The following is an 11,885-nucleotide window of genomic DNA, read 5'->3' on the forward strand; positions in this document are numbered from 1 at the left end:
GGGGACGGCCCATAAGACGATCCCGTATCCGGAGAATTTCGACGCGATGACGGGACTTCCTCACCTCTGTGTTTGAGCGCCGGCGTCTGTGTCGATCTCCGCAGTGGTCGGTTTTCCCGCATTGACCCCGATCAGCGTCGGTTCTCGGGGAGCTGGGAGGTCCAAAAAGACTATAATAGACAGGGAGTAACAACCGGATAGTGATGGTAGATACAATCCTGCAATTCGGAATGCTCGGCGGCCCGGAAATGCTGGGGCTGCTGCTGCTCGCCGTGCTGCTGTTCGGCGCGAACAAGCTGCCCAAACTCGCTCGCTCCTCCGGGCAGGCGATCGGCGAGTTCCAGAAGGGGCGCGAACAGGTCGAACAGGAACTCGAGGAGATGAAGGGTGGCGAATCCTCCGAGGCGAGTCAGTCCGAGCCTGCGCCGAGTCAGTCCGAGCCCGAGACGGAGTCGAAGACCGAACCTCAGGTCGAGCCGGAAACCGAATCGTCGTTCGACGACGACGCCGAGTTCTCGAACCAGTAAGCCGTTCTCGGATTCGCTGTCGTTTCTGTTTCCGTCCAGCACCTACACGGTGAGCCTCGGGAATATCCAAACTGTTTTGACCGCGCACCGTGCTACCCCCGAGTACCATGACAACGACCGTCGGCATCCTCGGCGCAACAGGGGCAGTCGGACAGCGACTCATCCAGCTGCTCGACCCCCACCCACAGTTCGAGATCGCTGCTGTCACCGCAAGCGAGGACAGCGCGGGCAAATCCTATCGTGAGGCGGCCAAGTGGCGCATCGGCACGCCGATTCCCGAGTCGGTCGCGGATCTGGAGGTTCGCCAGACCGACCCGACCTACGTCCCGAACGATATCGACCTCCTCTTTTCGTCGCTCCCCTCCAGCGTCGGCGAGGCCGTCGAACCGAAGTTCGCCGAGGCGGGCTACGTCCTCTCCTCGAACTCCTCGAACTTCCGGACCGATCCGGACGTGCCGCTGACAATCCCGGAGGTCAACCCGGAACACCTCGATCTGATCGAGGTCCAGCGCGACGAGCGCGGCTGGGACGGCGCGATCATCAAGAACCCCAACTGCTCGACGATCACGATGGTGCCGCCGCTGGCGGCCCTGGACGACGCGTTCGGGCTCGAACGCATCGACGTCTCGACGCTGCAGGCCGTCTCCGGCGCGGGCTACAACGGGGTCTCCTCGATGGAGATCATCGACAACGCGATCCCGCACATCGGCGGCGAGGAAAAGAAGATGGAGACCGAATCCCGCAAGCTGCTGGGCGAGTTCGACGGCGCGGCGGTCCGGTGGAACAGCTTCGACGTCGCCGCCTCGTGTAACCGCATCCCCACCCTGGACGGCCACCTGGAGAACGTCTGGGCCGACACCAGCGCGGATGTCACGCCCGAGGAGGTTGTCGAGGCGATGGAATCGTACCCGTCGGCCGACGACCTGTACTCCTCACCCGAGCAGCTGATCCGGGTCTTCGAGGAGCCCGACCGCCCACAGCCCCGGCTGGATCGCAACCGCGACAACGGCATGGGCATCGCGGTCGGCGGTATCCAGGAAACGACCGGCGGCGTCCAGTTCAACTGTCTCGCGCATAACACCCTGCGCGGCGCGGCCGGCGCGTCAATTCTCAACGGCGAACTCCTGCTCGAGGAAGGCTACATCTAGGGCACGACCTGGTTGTCGAGGCCGACCCACGATCCGGATTCGACCGCGCGCTCGACGTTTTCGACGACGATGTCGGCCAGCCGATCGTAGTATTCGGGCGTGTAACCACCGTTGTGTGGGGTGATCAGGACGTTCTCGAAGTCCCACAGCGGGTGCTCGGCTGGCAGCGGCTCGGGGTCGGTCACGTCGAGCCCTGCTCCCCGAATATGGTTCCAGCGGAGTGCATCCACGAGTGCGTCGGTCTCGATCACGCCACCTCGGGCGACGTTAACGACCACAGCGTCCGGATCGAGGAGATCGAACTCGTCCCGGCCGAGCAGCCCCTCGGTCGTCTCGGTCAACGGACACGCGAGCACGACGCCCTCGGCACCGGCGAGCGCGGCTTCGATCTCGTCGTAGCCGAACACCCTATCGACGGGACTCCCTTTCTCGGGCGTGTGGCGGACGCCTCGGAGATCGACGTCGAACGGCTGGAGTCGCCGGGCGATCGCCGATCCGATCGCACCCAGTCCGACAATAGTGACGGTCCGCCCCGCGAGTTCACCCATCTGGAAGTTGCGCCACTCGTGGTCGCGTTGCTGGCGGCGCGCCCGGAAGAACCCCCTGGTCAGTGAAAGCAGCGAGCCGACGGCGTGCTCGGCGACGTTGGAGGCGTGGACGCCCCCGGCGTTGGTGACCGTCACGCCCGCCTCGGCCAGTTCCGACAGCGGGAGGTGATCGGTACCGGCATACGAGCAGGCGAACAGTTCAAGCGAGTCGGCCCGCTCGAGCATGTCGGTCGAGATGTAGTTCCCGACGGCGACTTCAGCGTCCGGGAACGCTTTGTCGATCGCGTCGTTCGTCCGGGCCAGCGACACCGTCCCATCGTAGCGCTCGCGTAGCGACGCGACGAGGGATTCGACCGGTATGCCGTGTGGCTTCTGTGGGAGGACGAGAATCTCGGGTCGATCGGACATAGCTGTTCGAACGGACGGCCGTCGCGCTTGTTATACTGGTGGCTATACGTTGGCCACTCGAGAACGCGAGCGAGGTCACGACTTTTAACTACCGACGGGTCGGGGTACGCATATGGAACGAGTTGACGTTGCGATCGTCGGCGGCGGGCCGGCGGGAATGTCGGCCGCGCGGGCCGCCGCCGAGCGGGATGCGGATGCACTTGTCATCGAGAAGGGGGTGCCGCGTGCGGACCGCGAGCGGACAGGTCCGGACTCGACCGACGCGGCCGGGATGCTCGATTACTGGATCGACCTCATGGACTACGACCCGGAGGAGATCCCGGAGGATATCATTCTGCGGGAACTCGACGGCGCGACGTTCGCGGGCCCGTCGGAATCCGTAACGCTCAGAGACACCGGGATCGGCGCGAGCTACGACGGGTTCGGATTCACTTTCCATCGCGCTCGATTCGACGACTGGCTCCGCGAGGAAGCCGAGGCGGCTGGCGTCTCCTACGAAGTCGGAACGAGCGTCACTGACGTCGATTCGACCTTCGACGCCGGATCGTTCACGCACACGCTGACGCTTGCCGACGGCGAGCAACTCGAAGCCGACGCGCTCGTACTTGCTGACGGTCCGCAGCGGACAGTCACGATCGACGCGCTGGATCAATTCATGCCTGCGGATCGATCGACCGCCTCGCTGCTCGGGCCAGACAAAGCCAACCACATCGCCTACCAGGAGCACCGCCGGATCCCCGAGGAGTTGTTCGACCCTGAACTGCTCAAGTTCTGGTGGGGTGTCATCCCCGGCCACACGGCGTATCCGTGGATCTTCCCCAACGACGGCAACGTCGCCCGCGTCGGGCTGACGATGCCCATCGATATGGACATCGGCACCGTCCAGAACCGGGCGGAATACGCGTTGCTGGAGCCCGACGACGAGCAGATTCCGCCCGGTCGGGTCTATCTCGAACGCCTGCTAGAACAGCAGTATCCCGGGTACGATCTCGAAGACTTCCCGATCGTCGAGGACCGCGGCAAACGCGGCGGGACCGAGGCGTATCCGATCTCCTCGACGCGGCCGATCGAGTCGCCGACGCAGGCTGACATCGCGGTCGTCGGCGGCGCGATGGGTGCCACCTCCGCGTTCCACGAGGGCGGCGACCACGTCGCCGTCCGAACGGGGAAAATCGCCGGCCGGCTCGCCGCGACGGACGATCTCGGCCGGTACAATCGCGAGTGGGAGCGCGCTCTCGGCGACGAGGTCTTGCGCAACGTTACGCTCGCCGAGATGGCACGCGACATGGGGCCGTCCGACTGGGACGAGACGTTCGATATCGTCGACCGGATGCTCTCCGTCAAGGGATCGCGCTACAGACAGGCGCTCGGGGCCGGATTCGGTGGGCTGTCGCTGCTCGCCCGCTACAAGTGGATCCGGCGCGGCTTCAGTGACGGTGCGTACGTCCAGCTACACGAGTCGGAATACGTCCTCTGATGAGCCTCCTCCAGCGGAGTCTGCCGCTCGTCGGGACGCTGTACCTCATTTATCTCGCTCTACAGCCGCCGCCACTGCGCTGGATCGGTCTCATCTGCCTGGCCGTCGTGACACCGGTCGCCGTCGGCTGGCTGCTGGGCAACCTTTTCGGGATCGGTCCCTGGGCTCCTGATTCGTAGCCGCTCGCGAAGGGCTTATGCGCTGTCGTTGGTAACGTCTCAACGCGTACCACAAGTCCCCGCCCGAGCGTTCCCGTATGGGTGCGATGACGGCACGGAGAACCCAGGTACGGTACATCCCGCTGTGACGGCAACCGCCGTCTCAGCATATGGGGCTCACAGAGCGCCCCGGCTCGGCGGCTTGCGCCGCCTCGCCATCCGGTGACGCGTAGCGTCACCCGCCCGCCACGAGGGTTTCCCGGCTGACCCGGCACGCCGCCAGGGATGATGTCGGTCGTTAGTGTTGCGGGCGTACACTACGACCTTTTGCAGCACTCGCTCCGCTCGCTTGCAAAAGCTCGGCCAAAAGCCTCCTCGCTCCCGTTGGTCGCTCGTCAGCCTCGCGCTCACATCCGTTCGCGCGAGTGAATCGGCGTCTTTGCGAACGTAGCGAGCAAAGGCTCGGGAGACGACCCCAGGGAAATCTCCCGGTGACCTACCGGGTCCTTCGGACCACTCGGTTGCCGAACGATTGTTGATGCTACTGTCAACGAGACCACTGACAGTCCGGGACCCGGATGGGCGTCGTCGAACGAAAATCGTAGTAAGCCCGCAGCTTTCCCGATAACGCCAGCATATCGGGGTCCTGCCCTCCCGGAGTTCGTCGTCCCGCGACGATACGCATCGAATAACTAACCACTGGGAGCGATGGGGATCTATATGGAAAAATACGATGAGCAGCGATAGCCAAATCGGCCGGTACGTTCCGGATCCACTGGAGGAGACCATATCGACCATCCGCGCAGTCGTCACCCTCGGGGTCGACCGCAATCTGACGTTCCTGGCGGCCGGCATCGCCTTCTACGCCTTCATCTCGATAATCCCGCTGATACTGCTCGCTGTGGCGGTCGCGTCGTTCATCGGTGGCGACGCACTGGTGGGCCGCGTGACGGGCATGCTCAGCCAGCAGCTCTCCTCGGCGGGCCAGGACAGTGTGACCCAGTCGCTTACGAACACCACCGGCCGAGGGGCCGCGTCCGTCGTCGGACTTCTCGGGCTCGCGTGGAGCGCCCTGAAGCTCTTTCGCGGCCTCGATCAGGCGTTCGACGAGCTGTACCTTGACGACGTAGAAACATCGATGATCGAACAGGTCAGGAACGGCTTCGTCGTAGTGGTCGGGATTGCGCTCGGCTTCGGACTGGTCGTCGCTGTCGGCGTCGCGCTCTCGTTTCTGCCACCCGAAGTCCCCTTCGTCAACGTTTTCGGGTCGCTCCTGCTGATGGCCGTTCTCGGACTCGTGCTCCTGCCGATCTACTACGTTCTTCCGCCGGTTGACGTGTCGATACGTGAGGTGCTTCCGGGGGCAGCGGTCGCCGCTGGGGGGTGGATACTTCTACAGAGCGGCTTCCGGCTCTACGCGGCAAACGCCTCCCGTTACGGAGCCTACGGGATGATCGGCGCCGTCCTCCTGTTTGTCACGTGGCTGTACTTCGCCAGTATCGTCGTCCTGATCGGCGGCGCGGTTAATGCCGTTCTCGATGAGGCCAGGTTGGAAACTGGGTAGCTTCCCCGGTAGCGTTCTGAACTATACGATTTCTCAGAAGAACACTAGCGGCTTCTACAGGCGGGGTAGGGCGAGTTCCTCGGGGCTTGACCCCGAGGGTGAAGCCCGTCAGCCCGAACAGTAATCCAAACAGTTAATACAACAGAGGTACTATCTGATTGTAACGGTCAGAAAACAACCCCTAAAGACGGAGTTGAAGACCTCAATTCCGCGCTGGCCGTGTCGAGGTTTGGAAATGCGACTCCTCTCAAAACCCTGCCGCTATGGTGGGTGAGACGGGAGCTGTCGGGTCGTAGTGGAGCGACCGACTCTCACGGACACACCTCGTGTGTGTTCGGGTGTTAATTCCAGCCAACCCATCTAGGGAAGGTCGGGAGGAATTAAATTCCCTTGCCGGGTGCGGTGCCGACCCGTAGACAGGGAAGCCTCGGGGCTTGCCTCCGAGGTACTTCACCGACCTGTACAACTGCCGTCGCAGTACGCCCCCAACCCCCTCGGCCCGTTTCGACGCCAAGCCCGGGTATCCGGGCGGTCTCAAACGAGGGTCGCCGGGACCACCGCGGCCACGAAGGCGATATCGAGCAGTGCGAGCAGGATCACCAATATCGCTCCGGGGACTCCCAAGATCGCACACACCAGGAGTGTGACGAGCGATATCTGTACGCCTAGGCCGACGGCGTTCGCGATGAACAGGATGATCAGGCCGACGATCGCGTTGACAGCGAGAGTTCGAAGTGAGACCATGACCGATCGTTCCGGCGCCGGGCACTTTGTTAGGAGTGTGTTATCATAGCCCCAGTCTAGCTGTTCGGAGAGTCGTTTCCGCCCATCACTCAGCGGTACCCAGCCGATGCATTCTCATTGAAATCTATGCACATCCAGCTGAGTGGTGCATACGAATCTGTGCATACATCGCGGCAACTGAATACATTCACATCGATTTCGATCATATACGTGACAGAAACGAACGCTATCGACAGAATCATACGTATCTGTTCGGGAGTGTGCCGTGTCGGAGTCCTGCCCCTGAGTACCAACACCGCCTGAATCCATCTATGTCCTCAGTAATCGGGATCGTCGCTGTCGCGCTCGTTGCATCGCTTTTTATGTCGTTCACTGTCGGGGCAAACAGTAACTCCGCTCCGATCGCACCAGCCGTCGGGGCGAACGCGCTGTCCACCCTGCGAGGAGCGCTGCTGGTCGGGATCGTCGCCGCTCTCGGGGCTGTCGCACAGGGCGGGAGCATCTCGGGGACGATCGGCCACGGCCTGGTGACCGGCGTGACGATCACCCCGCTGGCCGCTGGCCGCTACTGCGACGCTTCTCACGGCAGCCACGCTCATCACGATCGGGAACTCACGCGGCTATCCGATCCCCTCAGCGTTCACGGTCACCGGTGCGGCAATCGGTGCGGGTGTCGCTCTGGGCGGCGGCTTTGCAGTCGTGACGTACGCCAAGATCCTGGGGTTCTGGCTCGCGATTCCGGTCGTCGAGGGCGTCCTCGCGTACGGTCTCGCGTGGCTGTTACTGGACGAGACGATCCCGGATACGCTGAGTATCCCGCTGCTCGCCGGCGCCGTCGGCTACGCACTCGCCAATATCCAGCTATCGTTTCTCCCGGCTCCGCAGAGCGAGCAGGGGTCGATTGCGGGCGTCATCTCCCGTCAGTTCGACGTCGCATCGACAGGGGTCGGCGAGGCCGGAATCGCACTCGTTGGAAGCGCGATCGCCCTCCTCACCGTCGCAGTCGTCCACTGGCAACTTCGGCGTGACGTCACGACCGGGATCAACCGGATGCTGGTCGCGCTCGCCCTCGTCGTCGTGTTCACCAGCGGTGGGTCGCAGGTCGGGCTCGCCACCGGTCCGCTGGAATCAGTCTTCGAATCCGCCCTCAGTCTCCCCTCTCTATACCTGCTCGGGCTCGGTGGTCTCGGAATTCTCCTCGGCGGCTGGTTTCGGTCGCCACGCCTCATCCAGGCCGTGGCCCGCGAGTACGCGTCACTCGGGCCAAAGCGATCGATCGCCGCGTTCATTCCCGCGTTTCTCGTCGCCCAAGCCGCAATCGCTCTCGGCTATCCCATCTCGTTCAACAAGGTCATGATCTCGAGTATCGTCGGAGCCGGACTCGTCGGTGGCTCGTCGGGCTCGGGCGGAGTATCCACCACGAAGACGGGATATACTGTGGGTGCGTGGATCGCCTCGATGGTCGGCGGTGGTGCGATTAGCTTCGCCCTCTATCACGTGCTCGCTGCACTCCCTGGGCTGGGATGATCAGACGTTCTGGAGCGTGACGAGATCTTCTACCGCTGCGCTGTCCTTCATCTCCGCCCACGTCTCGAAATCGGTTGTCCGAGCCACGAACGCGTCGCGTTCGTCGGTGGGAAGCCCCTGGATGTCCCCAATTGTAGCATCGTCACACGGACTGGCCGCACAGAATTCGTCCACCGAGCCAAACTGGGTGCGGCGACGGATAAACGACTCCGAGGCGACCCGCTCGTGTGAACTGGACACCAATACCTCCAGTGAAAGTGCCCGTTTGATTGCTGTTGTGAGACTGGCATGCAACGGATCGCGGGTCTTGACCCCTGAGTCAAGAACCATACGTCGTGCCTGTGTCTCAGGCGACGTAAGTCCAGTGGCTGGACAGCTCTGATATCTATACAGTCGTCGAAACGTCTTCACAGGCCTGTCCCGGTCGGCTAACCCCTTCAATTCGGCACCTGCGGTGCAACGCGTACTGCATATGTTTCGAGGGGCGACTGGGTTCACTCCTCGCGCTTACCGTACGTTTCCTCGCCCCAGCCGTAGTCAGACACCTCGTCGTTCCGTTCGAGGTAGTCCTCCAGTACCTCCTGAACCACTCGGCCGAGATCATCCAACTCACCGTCGATCATCGAGGTCGTACTCGAATCGAGCGACTCGGTGGCGTTTCGCTCCCTCCAGTCGTCCGGAATTGTTGGAGCGTCGAAACGCAGACGGTCTTCGGCTGGGTCCCAGTAGAAGTCGAACGCCTGGAACAGGCCGAGGTCGCTGATAATTCGAACGTGCTCTTCATCGAGATTCGCGTACTCGGTCCACTCGTTGAATCCCTCCTTCCACGCACCCTCCTGGAGCAGGTCTTCGATGTCTTCGCGGTAGAAATCCTCCGATCCGAGGGTCTCCTCTTGCCACTCGAACTCGCGCGGCGTCCCTCGGTTCGAGAGGTCTGGTGGTTCCGGGACCTCGATGTCGAGCGCCATACCGGGTAGTTCCACTGGCAACACAATAAAGCCCATACCGTCTCCAACGAGGTGTCTCGTGAAAGATAACATTGGATCGCCAGCAATTGGGATTTTTGTCGGTACGGCTCCCATCCCGGTGTATGAGCGGACAGATTTCGCTACCGGGCTGGGTGACAGACATCTTCTCAGCGTACAGCCAGGTGTTGTCTGAATTGGTCTGGTTCGCCGTGGGGTTCGGGGTCGTCTATTTCATAGGCCAGGTATTTCTTGTTCCGGTTGCGGCTCGGGCCGTCAGAGTGCGGAATCGCAACAACCCCACCATCGAGACGGCAACGAAGACGTATCTTCGAGTAGTTCTGATCGGGTTTGCGGCTCTTACGGGTGTCATTGCTGCTGGCTACGGACGGGTGCTCACCGAGTCGGCAGTCATCATCGCAGCCATCACGTTCGCCCTCGGTATCGCCGGCCAGCAAGTGTTTGGGTCACTTATCAGTGGGATGTTCCTCATCGCCGATCCGGACTTCAACGTCGGTGACTGGATAGAGTGGTCGGGTGGGGAGGGTATCATCGAAGACGTCGATTTTCGCGTCACTCGGGTCCGGACACCGGACAACGAAACGATCTCGGTACCGAACACTGTACTCACGAACAACGAGATCGTCCGGCCCTACGGTCGGGACAAGTATCGGATCACAGAACAGATGTACGTCGCCTATTACGAGGAGACCGAGCGGGCTCTGATGGAGTTACAACAGATTGCCGCGAACCACGAATCGATTCTCGATGATCCAGCACCGAACGCACGTATCCTCGAACTCGGGGAGAATGCAGTCACGGTCCAAGCCGAGTTCTGGATCGACGATCCCATGGATAGAGACGTTCTGACGATCCACTCTGACTTCCGCCGATCAGTGATACGTCGGTTCGACGAGGAAAACATCACGCTCGCTCCCCCGTCCGCACAGTTGCTCTCGGGCGAAGTCACCGTGGCAGAGACCGAGTCACAGCAGTAACAGCGCGGAAGCCCACCCGTTCAGGATGGGAGCAAGCGCGTGAGCAATATCACACAATTCACTGCCTCGCGAACACTATTATGGTAATCCATACCGAACAGCCGAATATGGATCTGCAACTCGATGGGAACGCGGCACTCTGTACGGCAGCGACCAGTGGGCTCGGACTCGCCAGCGCCGAGGCACTGGCTCGCGAGGGGTGTGATGTCGCTGTCTGTGGCACGACTGAAGAACACGTCGAAGCGGCACGCGAGCACTTGCAGTCTGTCGGTGACGGCGATGTGTTGGCCGTCCGAACCGACATCACCGATCCCGATGCGGTCGAGGCGTTCGTCGAAGCGACCGTCGAGGAGTTCGGCCGGCTGGATCACGTCGTCACGAGCGCGGGCGGCCCACCGAGCGGTTCGTTCGCCGAGATGGACGAACGAGACTGGTACCAGGCCTACGATCTGCTGGTAATGAGCTACGTCTGGACCACCCGTGCGGCACTGCCACACCTCCGCGAGGACGGCGGCGGGTCGATCGTCGCGATCACCTCGCGGTCGGTCCGGGAGGTGATCGACGACCTCGTGCTGTCGAACTCGGTTCGGCGCGCTGTGATCGGCCTCGTCAAGACCCAGTCCCGGGAGTTCGCCCCGGATGTCCGGGTCAACGCCGTCCTGCCGGGTGCACACGAAACCAGCCGGATCGAAGAACTCGTCGAAGCCGCGGTCGAGCGTGGCGATTACGAGGACTACGAAGCCGGCCTGGACGACTGGGCCGAAGGCGTCCCCCTCGAACGCATCGGCGATCCATCGGAACTTGGAGATGTCGTCGCCTTTCTCGCCAGCGACCGCGCGAGCTACGTCACTGGCTCCGAGATTCCGATCGACGGGGGCGCACTACGAAGCTGACTGTCGGACGACGAATCAGCCGTCCTCCCTGGCTGGTCAACCGGCTACGCTCGCTTCAACTTCTCGATGCGCGTCGCGAGCGCCAGGAACGTCGCCAGGATCGTCAGCAGTACCGCCCACGCGGCCGCGAAGTCGTGCGCCGGGACCGAGTGGTCCGGGACTGTTCCCGCGGCCGTCGTGACGAACGGTTCGGCCCGCAGCCAGGTGTGATGTGGTCCCTCGAGTATCGGCCAGAAGTAATCGACCACGTCGTTGAACGCGTACCACGCGACCGCGACCGCGACTGACGGAACGGCAAAGCGAGCGTACCGGTGGATGAGAAACGCCTCCAGGGCCATCGCGAGATGACTCACGATCAGGAAGAGATACAGCCACAGTGCGATCTCTCCCGGTCCGTTCAGTGCGAGCTGTACGTATGGCGTCCAGAGCCCGAGCTTGATACAGCCGAAAAATGCCAGCGCGTGCAACCAGTCGGCCTCGAAATCGAGCCGCCAGGCCGCAAGCGAGAGGCCGATGAACATCGTCGCCACCGGACTGTCGGGGATCAGCGGCCAGGCCGCGACCGTCGCTTCGCCGAGTTGCCCGCCGACGGCGAGTTCGGTCGGCCGGCCGGCGTAGTACCAGAAGCCAAAGAGCGTCCCGACGAGGTTGACCAGCACGATCGGCCAGGCCAGCCGCAGGCCCACGTCTTCGAGCCACTCCGGCAACGGCGCGACGTATCGCGGGACTCCCTCCGTGTCCGGGATCGTCCCGTCGAAGTAGCGCGCGACCAACTTCTCGATGCGACGACCGACGCCGGCGGTTGCCATGTCGTCGCCTCGGGACGGCACCGACTAAACGGTAGTGGATCGCCGAGTCGTGTTCGCCATCTTTCACAGTAGAAGAATGTAACTATCTTCACCGCCAACCCATCGTATGGACGACGTGG

At 62.6% G+C, this 11,885-nt stretch carries 12 protein-coding genes and 1 pseudogene; 8 read left to right on the top strand and 5 right to left on the bottom strand.

What is annotated here, in order from left to right:
* Positions 1–203 precede the first annotated feature (203 nt).
* Together HSEST_RS04235 and asd are read left to right on the top strand one after the other, a co-directional pair.
* Complete coding sequence (locus tag HSEST_RS04235) at positions 204–527, top strand: twin-arginine translocase TatA/TatE family subunit (RefSeq protein WP_229122327.1); 324 nt, start codon at positions 204–206, stop codon at positions 525–527.
* A 107-nt stretch (positions 528–634) separates the two neighbouring features.
* The gene (gene asd / locus HSEST_RS04240; RefSeq protein ID WP_229122328.1) at positions 635–1,675 is read left to right on the top strand and encodes an aspartate-semialdehyde dehydrogenase; all 1,041 of its coding nucleotides are present in this window, start codon (positions 635–637) and stop codon (positions 1,673–1,675) included.
* Here the strand turns inward: asd and HSEST_RS04245 are convergent.
* The gene (locus tag HSEST_RS04245; protein WP_229122329.1) at positions 1,672–2,631 is read right to left on the bottom strand and encodes a D-2-hydroxyacid dehydrogenase; all 960 of its coding nucleotides are present in this window, start codon (positions 2,629–2,631) and stop codon (positions 1,672–1,674) included. The two genes, asd and HSEST_RS04245, sit on opposite strands and share 4 nt — an antisense overlap.
* Positions 2,632–2,743: 112 nt before the next feature.
* Between HSEST_RS04245 and HSEST_RS04250 the strand changes: the two genes are divergently transcribed.
* The 3 genes from HSEST_RS04250 to HSEST_RS04260 all read left to right on the top strand — a co-directional run bounded on the left by HSEST_RS04250 (position 2,744) and on the right by HSEST_RS04260 (position 5,830).
* The gene (locus tag HSEST_RS04250) at positions 2,744–4,108 is read left to right on the top strand and encodes an NAD(P)/FAD-dependent oxidoreductase (protein ID WP_229122330.1); all 1,365 of its coding nucleotides are present in this window, start codon (positions 2,744–2,746) and stop codon (positions 4,106–4,108) included.
* Positions 4,108–4,287, top strand: coding sequence for a hypothetical protein (locus HSEST_RS04255; RefSeq protein ID WP_229122331.1), 180 nt, complete (start codon positions 4,108–4,110; stop codon positions 4,285–4,287). The genes HSEST_RS04250 and HSEST_RS04255 overlap by 1 nt, the downstream gene beginning before the upstream one ends.
* A gap of 712 nt (positions 4,288–4,999) precedes the next feature.
* A complete protein-coding gene (locus HSEST_RS04260; protein ID WP_229122332.1) occupies positions 5,000–5,830 on the top strand; it encodes a YihY/virulence factor BrkB family protein in 831 nt (276 codons plus the stop codon).
* Positions 5,831–6,364: 534 nt separating this feature from the next.
* Here the strand turns inward: HSEST_RS04260 and HSEST_RS04265 are convergent.
* Positions 6,365–6,574 carry a pro-sigmaK processing inhibitor BofA family protein gene (locus HSEST_RS04265; protein ID WP_229122333.1) on the bottom strand — a complete coding sequence of 70 codons (210 nt, stop codon included), beginning with the start codon at positions 6,572–6,574 and terminating at the stop codon, positions 6,365–6,367.
* 311 nt (positions 6,575–6,885) lie between these two features.
* Between HSEST_RS04265 and HSEST_RS04270 the strand changes: the two are divergent.
* Positions 6,886–8,101: pseudogene (locus HSEST_RS04270) on the top strand (inorganic phosphate transporter).
* Here HSEST_RS04270 and HSEST_RS04275 read toward each other — a convergent pair.
* Together HSEST_RS04275 and HSEST_RS04280 are read right to left on the bottom strand one after the other, a co-directional pair.
* Entirely contained in the window at positions 8,102–8,431 is a 330-nt protein-coding gene (locus HSEST_RS04275) for a hypothetical protein (protein WP_229122334.1), read from the bottom strand.
* 164 nt (positions 8,432–8,595) lie between these two features.
* Complete coding sequence (locus HSEST_RS04280; protein WP_229122335.1) at positions 8,596–9,069, bottom strand: hypothetical protein; 474 nt, start codon at positions 9,067–9,069, stop codon at positions 8,596–8,598.
* Positions 9,070–9,191: 122 nt separating this feature from the next.
* Here HSEST_RS04280 and HSEST_RS04285 point away from each other — a divergent pair, with 122 nt between their 5' ends.
* Positions 9,192–10,064: a mechanosensitive ion channel family protein gene (locus HSEST_RS04285; protein WP_229122336.1), complete on the top strand. Its 873-nt coding sequence runs from the start codon at positions 9,192–9,194 to the stop codon at positions 10,062–10,064.
* 107 nt (positions 10,065–10,171) lie between these two features.
* Positions 10,172–10,957 carry an SDR family oxidoreductase gene (locus HSEST_RS04290; protein WP_229122337.1) on the top strand — a complete coding sequence of 262 codons (786 nt, stop codon included), beginning with the start codon at positions 10,172–10,174 and terminating at the stop codon, positions 10,955–10,957.
* Positions 10,958–11,001: 44 nt separating this feature from the next.
* Here the strand turns inward: HSEST_RS04290 and HSEST_RS04295 are convergent, their stop codons facing one another.
* Positions 11,002–11,766 (bottom strand): DUF1405 domain-containing protein, encoded by a 765-nt coding sequence (locus tag HSEST_RS04295; protein ID WP_229122338.1) that lies wholly within the window; start codon positions 11,764–11,766, stop codon positions 11,002–11,004.
* Positions 11,767–11,885 lie beyond the last annotated feature (119 nt).

The organism is Halapricum desulfuricans (assembly GCF_017094465.1).
Taxonomy (GTDB): Archaea; Halobacteriota; Halobacteria; order Halobacteriales; family Haloarculaceae; genus Halapricum.

Excerpts from the sequence above, each read along its gene's own strand:
- HSEST_RS04255 (WP_229122331.1), top strand. The coding sequence starts at position 4,108 with ATGAGCCTCCTCCAGCGGAGTCTGCCGCTCGTCGGGACGCTGTACCTC.
- HSEST_RS04295 (WP_229122338.1), bottom strand. The coding sequence starts at position 11,766 with ATGGCAACCGCCGGCGTCGGTCGTCGCATCGAGAAGTTGGTCGCGCGC.
- asd (WP_229122328.1), top strand. The coding sequence starts at position 635 with ATGACAACGACCGTCGGCATCCTCGGCGCAACAGGGGCAGTCGGACAG.
- HSEST_RS04250 (WP_229122330.1), top strand. The coding sequence starts at position 2,744 with ATGGAACGAGTTGACGTTGCGATCGTCGGCGGCGGGCCGGCGGGAATG.
- HSEST_RS04235 (WP_229122327.1), top strand. The coding sequence starts at position 204 with ATGGTAGATACAATCCTGCAATTCGGAATGCTCGGCGGCCCGGAAATG.
- HSEST_RS04285 (WP_229122336.1), top strand. The coding sequence starts at position 9,192 with ATGAGCGGACAGATTTCGCTACCGGGCTGGGTGACAGACATCTTCTCA.
- HSEST_RS04275 (WP_229122334.1), bottom strand. The coding sequence starts at position 8,431 with ATGGTTCTTGACTCAGGGGTCAAGACCCGCGATCCGTTGCATGCCAGT.
- HSEST_RS04265 (WP_229122333.1), bottom strand. The coding sequence starts at position 6,574 with ATGGTCTCACTTCGAACTCTCGCTGTCAACGCGATCGTCGGCCTGATC.
- HSEST_RS04280 (WP_229122335.1), bottom strand. The coding sequence starts at position 9,069 with ATGGCGCTCGACATCGAGGTCCCGGAACCACCAGACCTCTCGAACCGA.
- HSEST_RS04245 (WP_229122329.1), bottom strand. The coding sequence starts at position 2,631 with ATGTCCGATCGACCCGAGATTCTCGTCCTCCCACAGAAGCCACACGGC.
- HSEST_RS04290 (WP_229122337.1), top strand. The coding sequence starts at position 10,172 with ATGGATCTGCAACTCGATGGGAACGCGGCACTCTGTACGGCAGCGACC.
- HSEST_RS04260 (WP_229122332.1), top strand. The coding sequence starts at position 5,000 with ATGAGCAGCGATAGCCAAATCGGCCGGTACGTTCCGGATCCACTGGAG.